The sequence below is a fragment of the Shewanella surugensis genome (assembly GCF_023284005.1).
GTDB classification, from domain to species: Bacteria; Pseudomonadota; Gammaproteobacteria; order Enterobacterales; family Shewanellaceae; genus Shewanella; species Shewanella surugensis.
Genome location: NZ_JAKIKS010000048.1, coordinates 15,443 through 38,376 on the forward strand (window position 1 = coordinate 15,443; position 22,934 = coordinate 38,376).

Consider the following 22,934-nt stretch of genomic DNA (forward strand, 5'->3'; position numbering starts at 1 on the left):
ACTTTAATTATTCAAGTACTGCTAACCACAGCACCATTGATTTTTTCATTATAAAAATCTGATTTAAATAATGAAATCAACACAATGAGCGTTAACAAAAAGCCCAGACTTGAAACATAAAATGGTAACGTTAGCTGATCATTTAACACTAATATTCCAGAAATGAATGATGAAAAAATCAAACCCATATTTTGCATGAAGTAAACCTTACTAAAATCAGATGCATATTTATCAGGCGTACTCATTTCAAATAACATGACTTCTAAACGAACTGTCACTTGAAATAATGCGATACCAAAAACAATTCGCCCAAAAATAACTAACCAACTTAGCTCCACCCCTTGTAAAGCAAGCCCTATACTTCCAGCGATAAGTGACAAACAACACACTTTAATATGTTGATTACTTTGACCATTAACATGGTTATAGTACAAAACAAACAAAGCTATCCATCCAGGAATGGAATAAACGATACCTGCAAATAAATCATTATTTATCTGGCTAACTTCCTTCCAATAAGATGAAAAGAAAGGGCTAATGGTATAAGCACTAAAATAAAATAACGCCGATACCACACCTATCTTGTACACGAAATTCCATGATTTCTTTTTCACTTCATTTTTTTCAGGTGCAACAAAATGGGCCTTAAATGGAATTTGTCTAGTCCAAATAACAATCAAACACACGAATACTTGCAATATGTCTGTCGATGCCATGATTAAGTATACATCTTGTGGTTCATACACCTGCAGCACCAAACCACCGACAACGGCTCCCCCAATAGCACCAAGATGCACTAATGCTGAAAAAATACCGATTAAATTGAGATGATTCCCTTTTTCTTCTAAACGCAAAATAAATGGGTACATTAACAAATAGCTGGCTTTAAAAATCAGCATGGTTTGCGAAAGGATCCAAAACATCAATAAGTCGGTGCTATAAAAACACGCAATGCCTAAAATAGCCGCTGCTATTTGGGTGTAAACCCAAAGGTGTAACTCATTCACCTTCTTGGCCACTTTTGCCCAAAGCGGGAAGGCAAGCATAACCGTGAAACAGCATGCAGCAATATAAAAACCAACATGCTCACTACTTTCAACATTGAATACTCTAGAAAAAAATTGCGGATAAAAGGGTAGCAACATGGTATCTGCAACAACCGATACCAAGGTCAATAGAATCAATGCAAGTTTTAAATTCATGTTAACGCAGACTCAATAGAAGTGAATGAAGCGGTGCTATCATGCTTTGCATCTAAGACTTTAAACGGCGTCACAGGCGATGAGGGGGTGTCGAATTGCTGGAAGGCGATTTGCGTTTCAACCTGATAATGCTCAACGCCTGTAATTTCACGTAATAAATACGAATTACGGTAAGCCGCCATGCCTAAATCCGGTGTCACAAATCCATGGGTATGTGCTTCTGCGTTCTGAACAAAAATACCCTTACCATCATGATCAATACTGTAGTTACGATTCACATCGAAACGACCATGAGCATCCCATTTGATACGATGCGTGATCCCTTCAAGAAAATCCGGTGATCGGTATGCATAACCCGTTGACAATACCAGTCCTTGGGTCAAAAGCTGATAAGTTTTGTCTTGCTCTTCTTGATGAAATTGAAGCTTGATATGCTGATTACTCTCATCCATTTGAGCCGCAATTAAGTTAGCATTGGTGAGCATATTAACGTTCACCTCACCCGACAAGCGTTTAATATATAAAAGATCATAAATCTCATTAATTAAACAACTATTAATGCCTTTATATAGATGCTTTTGATTCTTCATCAAATCATCACGATTCTTTGCGGGTAAATCATGAAAATAATCCACATATTCAGGCGAGGTCATTTCCAAGGTTAACTTTGAATACTCCAGCGGATAATAACGCGGCGCTCGGGTCACCCAATTTAACTGATAGCCAAAAGTATCAATATCTTGCAAAAGATCATAAAAAATCTCTGCTGCGCTTTGTCCGCTGCCTACAATGGTAATAGATTTTTGCTGTTGTAATCTAGCTTTATCATCCATATAAGTCGACGAGTGACTAGCTACATGCATCACCCCATCACAAGAGTCAGGAATGAAAGGCACTGGTCCAGTGCCTAATACCAGTTTTTTGGTTTTATAACGTATGACTTCTTGCGTCTTGGTTTTATTCGCTTCAATCAAATAAAGTTGTTCACCTTCATCATAAGTCACTTTGTTTACACAAGTATTAAAACGCACATTCGACAATTCTTGTGTCGCCCACTGGCAGTATTGATTATATTCTTGACGCATTAAGAAAAAACTTTCTTTAATGTAAAAAGAATACATACGTCCCTGTTTTTTAATATAATTTAAAAAACTCAGCGGATTGGTGGGATCCGCAAGTGTCACTAAATCAGCCATGAAAGGCGTTTGAAGGTGAGAACCTTCAATCATCATTCCAGGGTGCCAGTCAAAAGCTTCATTTTTATCTAAAAATATCCCCGTTAAATCATCAATAGGCTCTGACAAACACGCTAAACCTAAATTAAACGGGCCTAAACCGATGGCGATAAAGTCATAAATGGGGTCATGCATCATATTGTCCTTGAATACTATTTTTTATTTGGCACTGAAAAGAAAAAATAAGCTTATGCTTGTAGCTGTAAATTAAAAAAGTGACGGCCATGTTCTTTAATTAAATTCAAAACGTCTTCTAGATCTGAAAATTCAGTACTGGGATTTAATAAAGTAAACTTTAAATAACGTCGACCTTTCACTTGAGTACTGGCAACAACAGCCTCTCCAGAACGGAATATGGCTTTACGAATATGTTCATTGGCCTTATCAATTTGTTCTGCCGATACGTCATTTTCAGGAACAAATCGAAACACTAACGTACTAATTTCAGGCTTATGTATGACTTCAATATTCTTATCGGCTTGGTATAACACATAGGCTTGCTGAGCCAAGTCCATGACTTGCTCGAAAATTGCCCCGATTTTATTCGGCCCCATAATGCGCATCGTCAACCACAGTTTCAACGAATCGAAACGGCGAGTGGTTTGAATACTTTTATTGACTAAATTCGGCGTACCTTCTAATTGCTGACTGAGCGGATTCAAGTATTCAGCATGGTGGGTCACAACCGATAAATTTGATTTATCCTTAACAAAAAAGGCTCCACAACTGACAGGTTGAAAGAAAGATTTATGGAAATCGACCGTAACCGAGTCCGCTCTTTCAATCCCATTCAATAAATGTCCATAATTTTCCGTAACGAGTAAACCACAACCATAAGCCGCATCCGCATGCATCCATAAGCCATACTTTTCACATAAATCGGCAATTTGATTAATAGGATCAATACTGCCAAAGTCAGTCGTCCCTGTCGTCGCTACCACAGCAATAGGGATAAGGCCTTGCTTTAAGGTATCGATAATACGACGATCTAATACTACCGTGTCCATTTTAAATTTATGATCCACAGGCACAGAAATAACCGCATCATAGCCCAAGCCTAGAATAGCAGCCGATTTTTGAACGCTGAAATGACTACTTTCAGAAGTGAAAATTCTAAATTTATTCGCATCACAGGGTAAACCCCGCTCCTTTATTTCATAGCCAGGCTCTCTTACCATACAAAAAGCATCTCGAGCTAATAACATCGCCATCAAATTTGATTGTGTGCCACCACTGGTGAAAATACCATCGCCATTGGCACCAAAGCCAATGCGTTTGGCCGTCCAATCTAACAACGTTTGCTCAATTAAGGTGCCACCTGCACTTTGATCCCATGTATCAAGAGAAGAGTTAATCGAAGATATAATTAACTCCGCTAATATCGCTGGATAAACAACTGGGCAATTTAAATGCGCAATGTATTTAGGATGATTAAAGTAAACAGCATCTTTTAAATAAACGTTTTCCAGCTCTTTTAACGCATCCGGTATATTTTCAAAAGGCGAGTCTAAATTGATATGTTCAAATTTTGGAATTAATTCATGAGGTAAAATTCCAGTAAAAGGAGCATCGAGATGAGTCAGTTGCTTTTTAATCACCGCTAACCCTTGCAATATCCCTTGCTCATATTCTGCTAAGTTATCACTATTAAAAATATACTGACGATTATCTTCGTGATTAATGACTGCCGACTGTACATTAAAAGCAGCGGATGTTTCAGTATTGCTCATCATTATTTTACCCTTGAACGACATTAAAAAAATCAGATTGAAATAAAAACCCTTATTACTTGATCAAATTAAATACACTAGCCTTCACCCTTACATCTGTAAAAACATGCTGTAACGCTTAACCAAGGTTTCCTCACCTTACTCACCTTTAGTCTAAGACTCCGGTAAAGCGAACTATATTGATAATTATTATCATTTGCAATAGCATTTAAATAAAATATAACAATTTATCCTAAATTTCACTACATAAACAAATAAAATACGTTTACTGTTGAAATGCCAATGGTAAAAAAATAAGGAGGGAGGCATATTCTAATAATTATTAAGATTTATTTAAAAACAGAAAGTTAGTCATTGGCTAGGTAATTAATATCAACTTAACGATTAAGAATACACAACCATTTGGTGAAGGTAACAATGTAGAGATGACAGAAATCAATCCAAGATGAGGTAACCATGAAGAAACATCTAAAAAAATGTTAGTCTACAGTTGACACAATTCAAAGAAAAAAGGGGAATGGAAAAATACGTAAATGGAGGAGTGAAAGTGTGCTGAATAACTTCAACACACTTAATAAATATCTGTCCAAACTTATTTCATAACGCCAATGATAAAGACCTAGATCACAGCCATAAATACCATCATTAATCGATAAAATGCATCACTGGTGCGGCATGCATTAAAAAGTGTTGATGTGAAATATTCCATGCATACGCCCCTGCTTGAGTAAACACCACATAATCGCCAATCTGCACTGTTTCTATATTTACCTGCCTAGCCAATACATCTTTTGGTGTACATAACTGGCCGACAACAATCGCTTTTTGCCTTATTAATCCGCTATTGATGTTCAGCTCATTGCCACTTTGCAGCATCTCCCTTTGCTTCACATAAAAAGGATGATTGTGGTTCTGCGCCGCAGGGGTACGAAAATGGTGCGTGCCACCGTGACCAATCACAAACCACTCTCCATGACTCTGTTTAATATCGAGCACTTCCATGACATAAAAACCAGCGTTAGCCGTGACGAACCGCCCACATTCAAAACGCACTGTCACCGCTTGCATGTTTTCTCGCTGAATTAACTGACCGAGATCGTCACAGAAACCTGTCCAATCAAATAACTGCGCAGGATTAGCATAATCAATACCAATTCCCCCACCCACATTGAGTAACTTAACGTCTAGAGAAAACTGCTCTTGCCAACGTTTAAAGGTGGTAAAATACAGTTCCATCAACGCCAAATGGCGAGCCTTATCCAATTGATGAGACATCAAATGAAAATGAAATCCCAATAATTCAATTTGCGGAAAATCTCGTAAAATAGATAAGGCCGCGGGTAAATCTTCTCTATCGATCCCAAAAGGCGTTGGTTTGCCGCCCATCGTGAGACGCGTGCCCTCTATACCTTCAAGGGAAATATTCATTCTCAGTAAAATACGGCAATTAGCCTGTTTTTGTTGACACAATAAACCGATCCGCTTTAATTCTGTTAGGCTCTCTACATGAATAGCTTCAATATTTAAATCGATGGCTTGAGCCAATTCTGACACCAATTTACCTGGGCCACCAAAGATAATCGGCACGTCACTCTGACATTGATGCAGCCAATTAAGCTCACCACCCGAAGCGGATTCAAAACCGTGTACAATAGGCGCTAATGTCGCCAGTATATTCTCTTCAGGATTGGCTTTAGCCGCATAATAAAATTCACAATTATCCGGTAATGCCGCCACTATCGATTGAGCATGCTGTGCCAATGCCGGCAAATCATAAATGTAAGCACACAAAGGCGTATCAATAGGCGATTTAGCCGCTAGTTGCGTGATCGCATTGTTTATTCTGCTACGTTGAACGGCAACATTATTAACCCATTCGTTTTCAACAGAGGGCTCAAAAGAGGAAGTCTCATCATGACTCGTTGGGGTATTTTTAGGCGGTGTTAATGTATTATTCATTATGAGTATTCACACAGAGAATTAACAGAAAAGTAAGCGGAATAACGACTAAATAAGCTTATTTGTCAGTCCGCTGCAATAGGAAATTGAGATCCATAAACCCAGCTCAAAAGAGCGGGTTCAATAGACCGAAATCAAGCGATCTATCTCAAAAAACTTAAATTATAAAAATCCATATTATTCAATACTGGCCAAAGGATTCGTCAGCAAGGTATAGCCTGAATGTTTATCTGCTTGCTTTAATAAGCGGGTCGTCAAATTATTCTTCGATGGGATCGCTGCACCTTGTAAAAATGCCGTTAGCTCAGCTTGATCCCCTTCAATTAATTGCCATTGAGCAATCGCCTTGCCTAGAATTTTCCAGAGCTTAGTCTCCAATTGCCGATCGGCATCAGCAAGATGAAAAATCGCTTCACTGACATTATTAATTAAGGTGCAATAAGCAATCCGATCCCAGCCTTGGGCTTGACTGTAATAAACCGATTGTTTGGCATCATCGGATAAGGTCAATTGTTCGGCAGGCCAATGCTTTTCGATGAGTTTGGTGCCTTCCAAGTCACGGAACCACACAAAAGAAGGCAACCCTTGAGTAAATCCAATCACAGTATTTTGTAAATGGGGCTCAAAGGCCACGCCTTGTTTAAAGAAGTAATGCAGTACCCCGGGTAATAAGGCATCAAGATAAGCGGCGAACCATTTTGCCGCCATATGGCTATAATGGGTTTTTTGTTGCCTCGCTAATGCTTGCACCTGTCTGACGCAGCGACTCTCCCCTTGTTTATCCCATGCAAAAATGGCCCCCGCCATTTGTGGTTGATACCTTTCCAGTAATGGAGCCGCGATCCCATCACGATATAAGATCCCAAAACACTCCTCCACATCCGTGCACGCTTGAGCCGCTTCACTGCTAGACATGTCTTCTGTCACCAAACGGCTTAAATCTAACGTACTAGCACAAGGTTCAGCCATCAAGGCAAACTTAGGACAATGAAAATGCGCCTCAGCCTCAACTTGCTTTAATAAATGGGTTAACTCGACCGCACTTTCGAGCTCATACCAAGCATTTTTACGCACACAGTTTGTCAAACGGACATGAATAGAAAATTTCATGAATTGATTGATTTCGGGTAAATATGTCGTTCTCACCGATGAGGTGGGATACACTTTATTGCCCAAACAGCCAATGGGTTCCATTAAGCCTTGAGCAATAGCGCGCTTGATCAGCGGCTGCGCCATAATGGTATTCACCTCCCAAGGGTGGCACGGATATAAACAATCACTGCTAGGATTAATCTGATTAATCACCTGCAACGGCAGAGCATCACTGGAGTGTAATTGCTTAATAAAAGACGGAGAGACTCGAAACCAGAATAATGCAAAATTAGCTTGGATTTCAGGTGAGCATGCCAGCATATCATCAAAGCTCACCCCATGGCGGCTCTTAGGGGCAGGATGCATTGCATGACCCCACACCAAACTCTGTTCAGAATCGATTAAACTGGTTTCGGCATGGATCAACTCACTATCATCTGGCAGACGCTGTAAAAAAGCTTGTGTTACATTAATACTGTTTTGAATTTGATCGAGTAATTCGTGATTCATCGGAGAGTCGAGCACTAAAGACAAATGCTCAAGCAAAAACTTCGCTAACACCATGGCATTAATCGGTTGCCAATGACGGCCCATTTGTTTGATGTAAGGCTGACTAATAAAACGCACTCGCCCTAATAAACTCACCCGCTCAACAATCAACAATAACGTTATATTCGACTCAGGCAAATGCAAACGCATTTTGGGTTTATCAGAGAACATGCCTAAACTAAAAGCCAAAGGGGCATCGAGATGTTTATCATCAAAACAGACTTGCCCATGCGGTAATGCATACTCACGAATATAACAATTTAATAGACAAGTAATGGCATTGTTTTGCGCTAATTGTGTCTGCACTGCTAATGTATAAGGATCCGCAGTACTCTTTACGTTAGTTTCTGACTTCACAAACATCATCATTTAATCTCTGATTATTTTTTTTAAAGAAAACCGCTAAGAGCATCAGCCCCAACCCACAACTTATCGCCGCCAATAAGAAAGGCCATGCAAGTGATAACGCTTGACTGATAAGACTCGCGCTTAATCCAGCCAACACACCGGCCCATTTCCCCCAAGCATCAAATCGACCAAAACTGAGCCCCGCTTGCGCTTGATTCAAATTTTGACTCATCAATAAATGCAATCCGCTATAACCTAAAACAATGCCGAAACCAAATATAACTCTCAATAAAATCAAAGCACTGCTGCTTGTTATCAAAAATTGCCCTAAACTAGCAACCCCTAACAAAGTCAGGCCTAATAGCGCTTGTTGTTTGGCCGTTATCGTGAGTTTTTTACATTGGAAGGCAAATAACAAATACACTAAATGAGGTAAGCTGTAATAAAACCCCGTCAAGGGATCACTCGCGACACCTAAGCTTTCACTGTAAGGCAGAAAATAAGGGAAAGTGACCACCATAGAAAAGTTAAATAAAAACTGCAGCCCGAATACTGGATACAAGCTCAAAACAGGGCTGCTATTAAGCTGTGTTACCGATTTCAGACTGCTTTTACTACGATTATTTGTACTGTTTCCTATACGGTTATTGGCATTAGCGACTTGAGGGCTGGCCTGATTTTCTAACATCTTCTCAGCACGATCACTGGGTAAAAAGCAACAAATAATAAAAGCCGCAAGCGGTAATAGTGCCAGCGTACGATAAATCATCAACGGTTGGCTAACGTGGGTGAATATACCTAATATAATTGGCGCACTCACTAAGGCTAAACGCGCAGAGGATTGAGTTAAATTTAAACTGTTTGCTAATGCTTTTCCTTGGTATAAGCGGCTAAGGTATGCATTGGATGCCGCCAAGGTGCCGCCACTCACACCTTGTACAATAAGCCCTAAGGCAAATAACCACAGTGAATCGGCAAAACCCGATAATAAAAAGCCACATATTAAGCCTAATTGTGCTCTTAATAAGGATTTCTTTTTACCAAAGCGATCGGCAAAACGCCCCCAAAAAGGCGCGGTTAATGCCGTGCATATTGTCGGGAGTATAAATAACACCCCCACTAAGCTACCCGATGCATCAACACCTAAACTGGTTAACATTCGAGGTAAAAATAACGGCATACCCAGTGCGGTAAATGCCGTTAAAAAATGACAAAACAACACTACTACAATAATAGGCATCAGGTGATCTCAGAGATATTTAATGAGGCTAACGATCCACTCTTTAATGGCCCAGAACTTAATACTTCTGAGCTTAATGACTCAGAAAGTTGCCTTTTTGCATACTTTTTAAAGAAATCTTGATGTAAAAAGTTAGGTGCCGTTAATCCGTAAAATTTATTCACATCTGTAGCGCCAGATTTAGCTTTACTCAATAAACTGCCTGAGCTTAGAAGGTATTTAACGGGTTGATAGCCTTGCTCAAGTAAATAATGACGCGCAAATTCAGTTTCGATGCCTTGAGCTTGCAAGTCATCCAACTCATGGCATATTGCTTGGCGCAATACTTGATATAAATCATAAATATCGGCTAATCCTTGAACCGCCATCGCTTCAAAAACAGCCGCTATATCCAACTGAATGGTGATCGTGATGAACATTTTCGCTAAGGCTTCATCATCTTCCACAAAGATACGCTGATCGATTAGCTGCAACAATTCAGCTTCTCGCGCATCAATATCATCACTGCTCGAGACATAACGGCTGGCCAATAATCTCGCAGAATCATTGTCTTTCATAATTAAAGACAAAGCGCCTTGCTGATAACCTAATACCGCATTTTGCTGATTAGACTCGAGCACGATGCCGTATTTGAGCCATAAGCGTAAATGCACTTTCAGTAATAATGCTAAATAATCATTTAACCATGTCAAATAATTGCCTTGATAATACGCGTCAGCCAAGTGTTCAAGGTATAAACGCCCATCAGGCATTGCACTGGCTAGCGCTGCGACGGGCACTAAATGTTTATCCTGCATGCTTTGTGGGTACTGGCGTAAAATATAAGCCAATTCCTTATACTCACCCACATGCCCACCATGCTGCTCATTGACATGAGAATATAAATCGTGAAGTTGAACATCCCTTTCAACAATTCGTGACAAGGCTTTTTCAAACCAATGTCCGTCATATAAAGTACTGGGCTTAATCAAACGAATATTTTTCGCTCCCAGTGTCGCCATTAATAACGGCACTTTGATATGGAAACCGGCAAAATCCATTAAGGCTAAGGTACGTACAGACAGCGTTGGCTTAACGCGAATAGCGGCTTTATCCGCTAAAATAATCCCATCGGGTAGCGTATCCAACCCTTTCAAGGTTAAAGGATGAATAGGAAATAAAATATGGGTCTCACTCAAAGACTCACTCAGCCCCACTTGAGAAAAGCTTGGCCAACAATCCGGCTGCTCACTGGTTACCGAGACGTAATTAGTTTTAACCGCTAACCAATTAAGCTCAAATATAGGGGCAAACTCAGGCGCATATTGGGTTAACTCCTCAGCGGTAAATCCCACCTTCGCTCTTGCGGTAGGATAATAGGGATGATCTAAATAGGCGGCAATCTGATCGCTCAATAACAATTGTTGCTGCCAATCAGCTTCAGTCTCAAGTACGCCACTAATAACCGTTTCGATTACATCAGTCTGCTGCCCATAAGCCTGCTCCGCATACATTCTATGCTCACAAGCACAATTTGCCTCTTCAACATAATGGGTAAATAAACGCGCTTCATCTTCACTTAAATTGACCGCTAAAGCCGCTAACCAATCCTGATAGCCTTGCTGATATTCCCCCCCGTTTTCCCCCTCCATTAGCCAAGTAGCAGACACCGCTTGCCACTCCTGCATGTAATGCGTCGGTTTGATCGGAAGATATAAACAGCGGTCACCTAAATGATTTACTTTCAGCCAAAAATCGGGAATGGCTTGTGGCCAACTCGCCAATAGCCTATCTGAGACACTGCTGACAATTTGACCTTGAGTCATAATGTCAGACACATTTTCTCTTAAACAAGTATTAATGATCCTTTCAGTGATATAGTGCTCTGCGGACATCAGCTCACCTTCCAATTCAAATTATTTTCAATATCATTGGCCAGAGTTTGCAACTGGGATTGTGAACGGCCAATAGCCGTTAACATGCCAAGATAATCTTTATTGGAGTGACTGAGATGAATACGCTCCCCCGTCTGTTTTAACGTCTTGAAATGAACCACACTTAAATCACTTTCTAGCGAAAAAGTCTCCGGTCCACTCTCGATGACTCCAGACGCTGTTGTCGGAAAATAACGAATAAGCGCCTGCTGAGTCTGCGTCTCTAACGGAGGTAGATTCTGGCCGGCATGCAAAGATAAAATCGCTTCAAACCAATCAAAAGGAAGCAGTTCATTTAATAGAAACTCACGCCCATCCCCAATACTGCGGTAATTAATTTCAACTAATATAGGCCCTTTTTCAGTGAGAATAAACTCACTGTGGCACACACCGAAATTAATCCCAAAAGCCACAATTTGTGCCAATGCTGCTTCTCGATGAGTTAGCCCCACGGGACCGTTCCAAATCGCTTCTTTTTCAATAAAATGCGGCAGCGGAGATAAAGCGACATCAAACCCACCAATCATTTGGATCGCTTTCCCATCACCTAATGTTTCGAGGGTAAATAAAGGACCCTCTAGATAAGCTTCTAACAAAATAGGCGCATCATTTCGCCCAAAACTGCTTGCATAAGCCATTAAATCGGCTTTATTTTCACACAAGGTGACATCCATGCTCGCCACCCCTTCTCTCGGTTTAGCAATAACGGGGAAAACAAGCTCGCTGGGCAAGTTTTGATCCATATTCCAATGGTGAGTCCAAACATTAGGTAACGATAACTGGCTTAATTTCGACCGCATTTCAGCTTTATTTTTGGCTTGATAACACGCTTGCCAATTCTTTGCTGGGCATGAAAAATAATCTGCAACAACAGCGGTACAGGCTTGAAGATGATCGCTGTTTGAAAAAACAACCTGAGGATGTAACTGCCTATTTTTTAACGAATCAATAATGGCAAGAGGATTAAAGACATCACATTCAAACAGATATTCGGGTCCTAGCTCTACAGTCGAAAAAAATTGTTTATGATCTAAACCATGATCAGTGAGTAAACAAACATCATATCCAAGTGATATTGCGGCTGGTACGAAGCCTTGAGTCACGGCTTTATTCTCAACATGGGTAATCAAAACCAAGAGTGGTTTCATCTATTTAAATCCTATTTGACGATTTCTTAACTATTTCTTAACTACGTGGAACGCCAATGACAATGCTCAGTATTACTGTATTTTTTATTAACGAACCACACCCTACAAGGTGTTGCCAGATAAATAGCCATAATGCTATAGATTATTAAAAATCTATTCGAAATTGAACCAGTTAAACCAAGTTAACATCATTTCTTTGTCACAATTATTCCGACGACGACAAATTTATCTTTCATTCGTTCACGACATGAACGGATGAAATCGCAAAAACATTAAATGAAAATCATTATTATTCCCATAAGATTTACATTTGATTTAAAAAAGAAAGTTTTATGTAAAATTAAATGAATACACTATTATTTACATATAGTTAACCTTAATCGATTGACTTGTAAACTCACTGAAATGTAAAAATAAAAAACTTGTAAAACAAATAGAAATAAGAATAATTAGCATTAACTTTTAGTTGTAGAATTTAATCTCGACATGTTGAGTATTAATCCATTAAAAAAGAAGCTCGCAGCCAAAACCGATATTTTTGGCATATTAAACTCTGTTCCCTCCCCTGTTATCACTGAAATGTTTGCTTATGCTGGATATGATTTCGTTATTCTAGACACTGAACACCTACTCATTTCAGACGACAGTTTAGCCCACTCAATCAGAGCCGCAGAATGTGCAGGGATCCCTGCACTCGTCCGAGTACCCAATTGCGATCCGGCCAGAATAGGTAAAATACTCGATGCCGGGGCGCAAGGTATTGTCGTCTCTAGAGTGTCTGATCTCGACAGTGCCAAAGTTGCGATTGAAGCCTGTAAGTATCCTCCCTTAGGCAATAGAGGGATCACTGGCGGTCGCACAACTGGATTCGGTACTTTACCGCTCGCTGAATATATCGAAAATGCCAATAATGAAACCTTTATTGGATTGATGATTGAAGATGTTCAAGGTCTTGATGCCTTAGCAGAAATTGTACAGCTTCCTCATTTAGATATGATCTTTGAAGGTGCACTGGATCTGAGCCTCTCTATGGGTCATGGCATTCACTTTAATCATGAAAATGTGCAAGCTGCGATTCATAAAATGGCTGACATTAGTCTCAACGCCAACATTCCTTTTTGCGCTATCCCTCGTCTCTCCGGACAAAAACAGCAGTGGCAAGCTAAAGGGGTGAACACCTTCTTAGTCGGAGAAGACAGAGGGTTTATCTTTAAAGAATTAAAAAACAAACTAAATAGTTTGAAATCATAAAAATAAGAATTTATATTATAATATCAAGAGGTAAATGATGTTTGATTCAAAAAAATGGCTTAAATTAGCGAGTCGTTCTTTGGCAACAGCCCTTAGTATCGGAACCAGTTTGACCAGCACTCTGGTTTACGCTGAGACGCTTCCCGAAACCCCATCTCAAGACACACAGCAAGAACAAAAGAAATCAAAAGAAGACGTTGAATCCCAGCCTGAAATCATCGTCGTAAGAGGCAGTGTACTGGGTAATTCAGAAGTGGCTGACTTAAAAAACTATACCGGTAACCGCAGTATTATTACTCATGAGCAAATGGAGCGCACCGCTGTTCGCTCTATCGATACCGCATTACAACAGGTCCCCGGCATAAAAGTTAAAGATGAGACAGGAACAGGCGTTTCACCCAATATTTCCATTCGTGGCTTAGACAGCAGTCGCAGCGGCTACGCGCAATTTCTACTTGATGGTATCCCGCTGACGCTTGCCCCTTATTCACACACTGGCCAATCGCTTTTCCCCGCCACATTATCCATGATCGATCGCATTGACGTTGCCCGTGGTGGCGCTTCAGTACAATATGGTCCCAACAATGTCGGCGGTGTCATTAACTTAATCACTAAACCTATCTCTGATGAATGGGAAACGTCACTGAATGAAAAAATGACGTTTTCCGGTAATGATAACCTCTTGTATGACACCAGCGTCAGCACAGGTGGCGCCCTAACAGAAGACTTCTCGGCACGTTTAGATGTCAATAATATCTCGGGGAATGCTTTTCGTGATCACTCAAGCACTGATGTCACCAACATCATGTTAAAGACCGTCTGGAACATAAATGAAAATAACAGCTTAAGCACCAGTTTTCAGTATTATAATGCGTTCGCTGAATTACCCGGTGCATTAAATACCGCAGCCTATAATGAAGATAGAACGCAATCACTGCGTCAAAATGATCAATATACCGGTGACTCTAAGCGAGCAACGGTGAGTTATAGCCATGTATTAGATGAATCAAGCTTGTTTGATGAAGGTGAGCTAGATATCACCACTTTTGGTAATAAGAGTACTCGTAAATTCGTATGGGATTACTGCGGCAGCGATAGCTGTTCTAGCTGGGCTGACACCACACAAGATCCTACCGCGCTACGTGACTCACCACGAGAATTTACCGTTTTTGGTATCGAGCCTAAAGCCAGCTTTTACATTGATGGCGATACCATGACGCAAAACATCATTGCGGGCACGCGTTATGTCAACGAAGATGTTAGTTATGAATTAAATAGCACTGATAACGATAGCGGTGATACAACATCGGTACGAGACTGGCAAATGGACACCAATGCCATGGCTTATTACATCAGTAATACGCTAGGATTTTTTGACGACACTGTCACGATAACCCCAGGGTTGCGTCTTGAAGATGTTAATATGACCTTTAATAATTTAGGCGCAGGCTACAGTCAAAGCAGTCGTGTCACCGAATGGTTACCCGGTCTAACATTAGGCTATCAAGTGGCGTCAGACTGGTTCCTTTATGCCAATTCACAACGCTCATTACGTACTCCGCAAATATCTCAACTTTGGCCGAAAGGTCAAACATTGGACTCTGAGTTATCTTGGAACTATGAGACCGGCGTACGTTTTACCCCTACCATCAGAAGTAACATTAGCCTAGCCTTATACCGTATCGATTTTGACAACAAAATTGAATATAATTCCGACACGAGTTTATTCACTAATATTGGCAGCACACGCAGTCAAGGCGTGGAAGTCCAAGGGACTTTCTCGCCGATGTCACTGCCTGATTTAACCATCAGTGGTTCATATAACTATCTCGATACTGAGCAACTGTCTGGTGATTATATCGGTAATGAGCTGACTTACGCCTCTAAACATCAAGTTTCTGCCAGTGTGTTATATAACTTAAACGAAATTAATTTGGGATTAATGGGCTATTACTACGGTCCATCCTATGCGGATTTAGCCAATACCGTCGAAGAAAATGATAGCGGTACGGTTGGAAGAATGCCGGGATATACTGTGGTCAATATGAATGTTTCTAAAGAAATTTTCAATGAGTTCACCCTTGGATTTTCGGTGAACAATCTGTTTGATAATGAATACTACTTCAGAGGCTTAGATGTCTCTCCAGCCGGTCGTATTCCCGCGCCGGGTCGTTCATTCACGGTCAGCCTAGGCTATAACTTCTAGTCTTTATTCAGGAGTAACACATAAGCTGTTACTCCTGCGCTTATACTAAACACATGTTCTGATCACAAGTACTGAGCTCAAGCCAGACATCACGCCTTGTATAAAATATCTCGCATCGCCTTCGTTGTCCGTTGCCATTTATTCTTATTTCTCCGTTGCCACCAAAGAAATGAACCGGTAAAGGCCAAAACAATCGGCATAGCGCCTAAAACAAACCAAAAAATCCGCGAAGGCACACCTGCAAAAGTGCCAAAGTGTAGGCTTCTAAAGCTATTGATCAATTGCGTCACATTACCTTGCAGCCGCACATCCCACTGAGTGATTAACTGCCCCGTTACGGCATCAAATCGCGCGCCGCTGCCGAATTCACTCATCATCGATAAAGGCGTTGAAACCCCTCCTCTCATTAATATAGGCGCATTGGCATTTAAAGGAAAACCAATATAATGTAAGCTAAATTCTGGGATCACCTGTTCAAGATCCGTTTGCAAACGATCAAATGAAATTAGCGGATTATAGAAAGGTTTATTCATCACCAGAGGCGCCGGAGGCCCACCTGCAGAAACCCGAGTGAGTTTACTTACATTCCAATATCCTCCCGTTATCGCCAATATGATAAAAATAGGCGCACTGATCACACCAAACATTTTATGGATATCACTAAAGAAAGCACGCCATTTTTTATCCCAGCGTAACGTAAACAAACGTTTCCAAAAATTTTTATAAATCAATAAACCTGAAACGCCTAAAAAGAAAAACACACCCGCTAATATTAATCCTAATATTTGCCCTGACTGCTCGAGCAAAAAGTGAGCATGTAATTCAAGTAACCAATCGGTAAAATCATGGTTTAAAGGGACAGCTTGACTGATCACTTGCCCTTGATAGGGGTTAAAATACACTTTATACCAATCAAAAGTGCCACGTTTAATGACAAAAAGCACATCAGGCCTGGCACTATCATCAAACATTTTCCAACGACCAAGCTCGTATTCAGGTAACTGCTGTGAAATATCCGCTAATGATTTATCGAGTGAGAGTCTATTCCCCCCCCCTTGCATTAACGCAACATGATCTTTCATCAACCATAAATCAATTTCGGGCTTAAACACTAAAATACTGCCGGTAATACTTAATATCATTAAAGGCAGCATGGCCGTTAATGCGAACCAAGAATGCCACTTAAACAGCTTTTTTCTATTCATTGTTACTATCTTCAAATGACTCGTTAATGATTAAAACCTGACTTTCCCCTCAAAATATCAACGCTATTATAAAGCAGCCTCGACTTCAAGATAATAGTCATATTCAGTTGATCTCAACACAATCGCAAATGATGCGCTTTTTCTTTAAAAGCAGCGCAGATTTGTTTATCCTTTCCCTGAATCCATTTGCTTCAAATAAGGTGTTGCAGTCAATGAAGGCAGTCAAAGAAACAAAAGATGTCGTTAATCAACTCCCTCTCATACTCGCAGGCCCGATATTGCGTCATTGTGATGAAACTCACTTCACGCTTTGGTTTGTCAGCAAGGTTCCACTTAATAGATTGAACTTAATATTAAAGAACGCTGCTTTTAAAAGAACACTCAACAAAAATGAAATTTATTGTATAAAGTTAGGCGAACATGCTTATCAATATTTGATTACATTAAATGAAGATAATTTACTGCCCAATCACACGTTCATCAGCTATCAATTAACCGATAGTCAGCATGGCTCCCTGTTTGACAATATCTCAGGCTTAAATTATTCCATCAATGGATCCCCTAATGTTGTCATTAAACCCAATATCGACAATTTACTGCATGGGTCTTGCCGTAATCCTCATCACTTTAGCGATGACGGACTTGTCACCGCCGATCACCATCTTGAAAATAACAATGAAATAGAAAAACGCCCAGCATTATTAATGCTCAGTGGCGATCAGGTCTATGTCGATGATATCGCCGGCCCCATGCTTTTCGCTATCGGTAAAGTGATCCAGCTACTGGGTTTAAATGAGGAAGCATTTATTGATGGTACCGTGCCAAGCAGCAAGTCATTTAACTATAACCCTTGCGATATGTACCAGCGCCACAGCCTATTACTGCCTAAAACCCAATATAAAGCGAAAACCGCTATCACTCGCTGGTATATCAATCACCCCATATTTACCTCCTCTATCGCTGAAAATCACTTGATCAGCCTTGCTGAAATTATGGGGTTATATCTACTCACTTGGTCGCCAGAGCTATGGCATTTCATCGATATCCCCGTCGAAAATACCGGGTTATCCCCCATTAATCAGCAGCGCTGGGCTGAAGAGCATAAACACATAAAACAATTTGTTGCAGGGCTCCCGAATGTACGTAGATTACTCGCTCATTTACCGACCTATATGATTTTTGATGATCATGACATCACCGATGACTGGAACTTAACCGCCAAATGGGAACTTGCCGCTTATGAACACGCTTTCTCAAAACGGATCATCGGTAATGCACTCATTGGTTACACTTTGTTTCAAGGTCTTGGTAATGCTCCTGACAAGTTTACCGCTGACATTATACCCTTACTCAATCAATATTTTTCAGCTCCCAACTCAGATCATCAAGACAGCTTAATTACCGCTCTGCTTAAATTTGAAAATTGGCATTACACCTTAAATACCTCACCTAAATTAGTGGTTCTGGATACGCGAACCCGTCGCTGGCGAAGTGAATCTAACTTAGGTAAACCCTCAGGACTCATGGACTGGGAAGCCTTAATGGAACTGCAGCAAGCATTAATTAATCAATCTAAAGTGATCATCGTCTCCGCCGCCCCCATGTTTGGGGTCAAACTCATCGAAACGGTACAACGAGTCGCTACACTTTGTGGCGGTTCGTTATTAGTCGATGCCGAAAATTGGATGGCTCATCCCGGTACAGCGAACAGTTTACTCAGTATTTTTCAGCATAAGAAAACACCTGAGCAATTTATTGTTCTATCGGGAGATGTCCATTACTCTTTCAGTTACGATATCCACTTAAGGTTTCGTCAAGGCGGACCCGATATTTACCAGATCACCTGCAGCGGCATTAAAAATCAATTTCCCGATAAATTATTGACCTGCTTTGATAAGCTTAATGGTTGGTTATATGGGCACTTTTCCCCCTTAAATTTACTCACTAAACGTAAACGATTATCCATTCGTGGACGTCGCCCAAATGGCCATTCAAGTCAAAGACTGGTCAATAATAGCGGCATTGGTTATTTAGCGTTAGATGAGAAAGGTGCCCCAACTCAAATTTCTGTCTTGCACGGCGATATGAGTAGCACCGATTTTCATCCTCCTCGCCAGCACAGGCAAGAAATAAAAGATATCTTGTAACGGCTTCCCAACGCTTTGAGCTAAACTTTGTGGACACCTTTATTAATCAAAAATAAGGTCAAATAATGATAGCCATCGATCACATTACGCTTGTTGTTGATGACGTCAACCAAGCAAAGGCCTTTTTTGCTTTATTTGGCTTCATGGATGAAAAAACCGTTATCCTGTCAAATAAAACATTTTCAGACTATCTTAATGTGAAAAACATTCATGCTGAGCACCATACTTTAGTGCTAAAAAACACCGTTCCTCGATTTGAAATCCAGCTACTGAAATACCTCGACTCTCATAGCTCCCTTTCGAAACACGCAGCTCCAAAGACACCCAATCCAACAACGCAGGGATTTCATCATCTTTGTTTTGCTGTCGAGGATATTGAAGCCACACTTGAAAAGTGCTTAGAAAGTGGCATAAAGCTGAAAAATAACCCCATGACATTTAACGATAGAAAACTGGTTTTTCTTGAGGGCCCAGCAAACATCACAGTTGAGCTGGCTCAATGGATTTAACGCTATAATCTAATATACCCTGAAGGTATTATCCAGAGCTCAGAGTTGAACGTTAAGGGTTAACAGCTAAAAGACTTATCTTAAAATATAAAAATAGACACTTTTAATCTTAACGTGCAATAAATATTCAATTGGCGCATTTATTGCTTTAAAATATGAAAAAACCCCCGAACCTCTCTAAAATACGACGATATACGAGTTGTAAAGAGCAGTAGTTCCTTGCTATAATATGCCGCTGTATTTACTTTTCGTCGCGGGAAATCGACACGGGGTTGATTTTCTGTCTGTGAAATATTTAACGCGCATCATGCGTTTCCACAAGGCTACAACCCATGTCATCCAATGAAAAAACTTTCCGCGAACTCGGTCTATCCGAGCCTTTGTTGCGTGCTCTTGACGAGCTTGGTTATGAAAAACCAACACCTATCCAATCTGAGAGTATCAATCCTCTTATGGAAGGTAAAGATATTTTAGGTCAAGCACAAACAGGTACTGGTAAAACAGGTGCTTTCGCTTTACCGCTATTAAATAACATTGACCCCACAGTCAATGCTCCACAAATTTTAGTCTTAGCGCCTACACGTGAACTTGCCGTACAAGTTGCCGAAGCATTTGCTAGCTACGCAAAATTCATGAAAGGTTTGCATGTACTGCCAATTTATGGCGGTCAAAGCATGCAACAACAGCTTAATGCCCTTAAACGTGGCCCACAAGTTATTGTCGGTACGCCTGGTCGTGTTATGGATCACATGCGTCGTGGCACACTTAAGCTGACTTCATTGAAATCAATGGTACTTGATGAAGCTGATGAAATGCTAAAAATGGGCTTCATCGATGATATCGAGTGGATCTTAGAGCACACGCCAAAAGAACGTCAGTTAGCGCTCTTCTCAGCAACCATGCCAGAGCAAATTAAACGTGTTGCCAATAAATACCTGGATAATCCTGTACACATCAAAATTGCCTCAAGTCAAGCAACGGTTGAGTCAATTGAACAGCGTTTTGTGCAAGTATCACAACACAACAAATTAGAAGCGCTGGTACGCGTTCTAGAAGTTGAAAATACTGAAGGTATTATCATCTTTGTTAGAACCCGTAATAGTTGTGTTGAGTTAGCTGAAAAGCTAGAAGCCCGTGGCTACGCCTCATCACCACTACATGGTGATATGAACCAACAAGCCCGTGAGCGTGCTGTCGATCAACTTAAACGTGGCAAGTTAGACATCTTGATTGCAACCGATGTTGCAGCGCGTGGATTAGATGTTGAGCGTATCGGGCATGTTGTCAACTATGACATTCCTTATGATACTGAAGCCTATGTACACCGTATTGGGCGTACAGGTCGCGCAGGTCGTACTGGTATGGCAATTTTATTTGTCACCCATAGAGAAATGCGCATGCTTCGCACCATTGAACGTGCAACCAATAGTCGTATTGCTCCCATGAACGTGCCTAGCCCAGAAACCGTTACCGAACGTCGTTTATCGCGTTTAGGTGAGCAAGTGGCTAACGTTATTAGCAATGACTCTTTAGATTTCATGAAAGGTGCCGTCGCTCAACTGTGTCAGCAATTAGAAGTCGATACCGATATTTTGGCTGCTGCATTATTACAGCAAGTACAAAAAGAGCGTCCACTGCAATTACCTGCCATTAACGAACGTCAACGTGATAGTCGTGATTCTCGAAGTGAACGTAGTGATTCTCGAAGTGAACGTAGTGATTCTCGAAGTGAACGTGGCACTCGTGAACGTAGTCGTCGTAGCGAGTCACGCCCAACACCAACAAACTTAGGCACGGCTGATCCGTTAAAAGACAACCCAGATGTTAAAATGTGTCGCTATATCATTGATGTAGGCCGTGATAATGGTGTAGGTGTTGGTAATATTGTCGGCGCTGTCGCCAACGAAGCTAATATTGACAGTCGTTACATTGGTCAAATTCAACTATTTGATAAAATGACAGCGATTGATTTACCTGACGGTATGCCAAAAGACGTATTGCAACACTTACGTAAAGTGCGTGTATGTGGCCAAGCCCTTAACATACGTGAAGCCAGTGGCCAAGTGATTGAAGGCGGTAGCACAGATGAGAGTCGTCCAGCTCGCCGTCCTCGCAAGCCCTCAGGCGATCGTCGTCCTTCAGGTGACAAAAAGCCGCACCGTAAAGGTCCGGAAAAAGATAGTGAATAAACAGACTTTACACCGCTTATTGAATACAATAAGTCTGTAATAAAAAAGGAGCCTAACGGCTCCTTTTTTATGCCTGTCATCATTCACTAAAGTTAAGTTCCTCATAAAGCAGAGGATTAGTGGTGATCGGTGCCCCGAACACTTTATTCAACAAAATATAATACGCATTAATGCCTTTATCATAATCAAGCTGCTCATCAGACTCTTTGTAACTCAACAGCGGCTTATTGTGATCCATAAAATCAGCACAGTGCCATCGCTTCTTCTTGGATATCGGCAGCATCAAACTCAATAATGCTGGCACAATGACTCTCATTTAAGTCGCGAAACTGAGGAAAGTAATAAGCAAAATTATCATATTGATCCAAAAGGGCCGCCAAATTATCGGTATCTTGTTGCCATAGTGCATGGATATAGCCCCATTTCGTCAACTCATCTGTTTCTGACTCAATGTAGTCATAAAACCGTTCATAAGAATAAGCAGAGTAATTCAAATCTTTTTGAAAATGAACATGTGCGAAACGATCATCGGGCCAACCTTCTGCTAATGCACTATTTATGCTGCCCATATCGATGACACTAAAGTTAGGCAGATCTTGACCAATATAATCAATAACACGATCTAAGCCCCAAGCTTGATGAATTTTCGTATGCAAAGGCAAACTGGCTGCATCGCTACCTTGTAAAGCGAGGGAAATAGGACCAGAGTCATTAAATAGGTAAGCTGTACTGGTTGGTGACATATCTCGACGTAATAAATGGTAATTAACTAAAGAGCCCGCTCCCCCAGCACTACAGGGCGGGTGCATACTTTGTCGGATAATTAACCAAAGAAAACTTTTGCCCTGTAATCATCGTCCCAACTCGCCTTTTTTAGCTTATTTCGCTGACTTGGCGTACCGCAATCGCATTGCTTGAACATGTTTAATACAAATCTTCTGAATAGCGCCATATTTTCAACGGCACCTTCAAGCATTATCCGGCTGTCATCTTCCTTGAAAACCACGTCAA

General features: G+C 40.8%; 17 protein-coding genes. 5 read left to right on the forward strand and 12 right to left on the reverse strand.

The features are described from left to right. Positions 1 to 11 precede the first annotated feature (11 nt). From L2764_RS13230 to L2764_RS13265, 8 genes are all read right to left on the reverse strand, one after another. Complete coding sequence (locus L2764_RS13230; RefSeq protein WP_248940730.1) at positions 12 to 1,202, reverse strand: MFS transporter; 1,191 nt, start codon at positions 1,200 to 1,202, stop codon at positions 12 to 14. Next, a complete protein-coding gene (locus L2764_RS13235) occupies positions 1,199 to 2,575 on the reverse strand; it encodes a lysine N(6)-hydroxylase/L-ornithine N(5)-oxygenase family protein (RefSeq protein WP_248940731.1) in 1,377 nt (458 codons plus the stop codon). The genes L2764_RS13230 and L2764_RS13235 overlap by 4 nt, the downstream gene beginning before the upstream one ends. A 50-nt stretch (positions 2,576 to 2,625) precedes the next feature. Beyond that, positions 2,626 to 4,170, reverse strand: coding sequence for a pyridoxal phosphate-dependent decarboxylase family protein (locus tag L2764_RS13240; RefSeq protein WP_248940732.1), 1,545 nt, complete (start codon positions 4,168 to 4,170; stop codon positions 2,626 to 2,628). Between the two features lie 642 nt (positions 4,171 to 4,812). Beyond that, positions 4,813 to 6,126: a type III PLP-dependent enzyme gene (locus L2764_RS13245; protein WP_248940733.1), complete on the reverse strand. Its 1,314-nt coding sequence runs from the start codon at positions 6,124 to 6,126 to the stop codon at positions 4,813 to 4,815. Between the two features lie 177 nt (positions 6,127 to 6,303). Then, on the reverse strand, positions 6,304 to 8,124 hold the full coding sequence (locus L2764_RS13250; protein ID WP_248940734.1) for an IucA/IucC family protein: 1,821 nt from the start codon (positions 8,122 to 8,124) through the stop codon (positions 6,304 to 6,306). Continuing rightward, on the reverse strand, positions 8,108 to 9,355 hold the full coding sequence (locus L2764_RS13255) for an MFS transporter (protein WP_248940735.1): 1,248 nt from the start codon (positions 9,353 to 9,355) through the stop codon (positions 8,108 to 8,110). Before L2764_RS13255 ends, L2764_RS13250 begins: the two co-directional genes overlap by 17 nt. After that, positions 9,355 to 11,229 carry an IucA/IucC family protein gene (locus L2764_RS13260; protein ID WP_248940736.1) on the reverse strand — a complete coding sequence of 625 codons (1,875 nt, stop codon included), beginning with the start codon at positions 11,227 to 11,229 and terminating at the stop codon, positions 9,355 to 9,357. Before L2764_RS13260 ends, L2764_RS13255 begins: the two co-directional genes overlap by 1 nt. Further along, entirely contained in the window at positions 11,229 to 12,416 is a 1,188-nt protein-coding gene (locus L2764_RS13265) for an ATP-grasp domain-containing protein (RefSeq protein WP_248940737.1), read from the reverse strand. Before L2764_RS13265 ends, L2764_RS13260 begins: the two co-directional genes overlap by 1 nt. Before the next feature lie 486 nt (positions 12,417 to 12,902). On the opposite strand from L2764_RS13265, the gene L2764_RS13270 reads away from it, so the two are divergent. Both L2764_RS13270 and L2764_RS13275 read left to right on the forward strand, forming a co-directional pair. Continuing rightward, positions 12,903 to 13,667 carry an HpcH/HpaI aldolase family protein gene (locus L2764_RS13270; protein ID WP_248940738.1) on the forward strand — a complete coding sequence of 255 codons (765 nt, stop codon included), beginning with the start codon at positions 12,903 to 12,905 and terminating at the stop codon, positions 13,665 to 13,667. A 34-nt stretch (positions 13,668 to 13,701) separates the two neighbouring features. Continuing rightward, complete coding sequence (locus L2764_RS13275; protein WP_248940739.1) at positions 13,702 to 15,873, forward strand: TonB-dependent receptor family protein; 2,172 nt, start codon at positions 13,702 to 13,704, stop codon at positions 15,871 to 15,873. An 89-nt stretch (positions 15,874 to 15,962) separates the two neighbouring features. Here the strand turns inward: L2764_RS13275 and L2764_RS13280 are convergent, their stop codons facing one another. Then, the gene (locus tag L2764_RS13280; RefSeq protein ID WP_248940740.1) at positions 15,963 to 17,078 is read right to left on the reverse strand and encodes a PepSY-associated TM helix domain-containing protein; all 1,116 of its coding nucleotides are present in this window, start codon (positions 17,076 to 17,078) and stop codon (positions 15,963 to 15,965) included. Between the two features lie 212 nt (positions 17,079 to 17,290). Here L2764_RS13280 and L2764_RS13285 point away from each other — a divergent pair, with 212 nt between their 5' ends. The 3 genes from L2764_RS13285 to L2764_RS13295 all read left to right on the forward strand — a co-directional run bounded on the left by L2764_RS13285 (position 17,291) and on the right by L2764_RS13295 (position 21,923). Beyond that, on the forward strand, positions 17,291 to 19,225 hold the full coding sequence (locus tag L2764_RS13285) for an alkaline phosphatase D family protein (RefSeq protein ID WP_248940741.1): 1,935 nt from the start codon (positions 17,291 to 17,293) through the stop codon (positions 19,223 to 19,225). Between the two features lie 65 nt (positions 19,226 to 19,290). Next, on the forward strand, positions 19,291 to 19,734 hold the full coding sequence (locus L2764_RS13290) for a VOC family protein (RefSeq protein WP_248940742.1): 444 nt from the start codon (positions 19,291 to 19,293) through the stop codon (positions 19,732 to 19,734). 332 nt (positions 19,735 to 20,066) lie between these two features. Then, positions 20,067 to 21,923 (forward strand): DEAD/DEAH box helicase, encoded by a 1,857-nt coding sequence (locus L2764_RS13295; protein WP_248940743.1) that lies wholly within the window; start codon positions 20,067 to 20,069, stop codon positions 21,921 to 21,923. A 79-nt stretch (positions 21,924 to 22,002) separates the two neighbouring features. On the opposite strand, the gene L2764_RS13300 is transcribed toward L2764_RS13295, so the two are convergent. From L2764_RS13300 to L2764_RS13310, 3 genes are all read right to left on the reverse strand, one after another. Beyond that, complete coding sequence (locus L2764_RS13300; protein WP_248940744.1) at positions 22,003 to 22,161, reverse strand: hypothetical protein; 159 nt, start codon at positions 22,159 to 22,161, stop codon at positions 22,003 to 22,005. A 4-nt stretch (positions 22,162 to 22,165) separates the two neighbouring features. Further along, positions 22,166 to 22,732 carry a hypothetical protein gene (locus L2764_RS13305; RefSeq protein ID WP_248940745.1) on the reverse strand — a complete coding sequence of 189 codons (567 nt, stop codon included), beginning with the start codon at positions 22,730 to 22,732 and terminating at the stop codon, positions 22,166 to 22,168. Between the two features lie 14 nt (positions 22,733 to 22,746). Further along, the coding region (locus L2764_RS13310; RefSeq protein ID WP_376708417.1) for a transposase at positions 22,747 to 22,934 on the reverse strand (188 nt) is incomplete at its 5' end.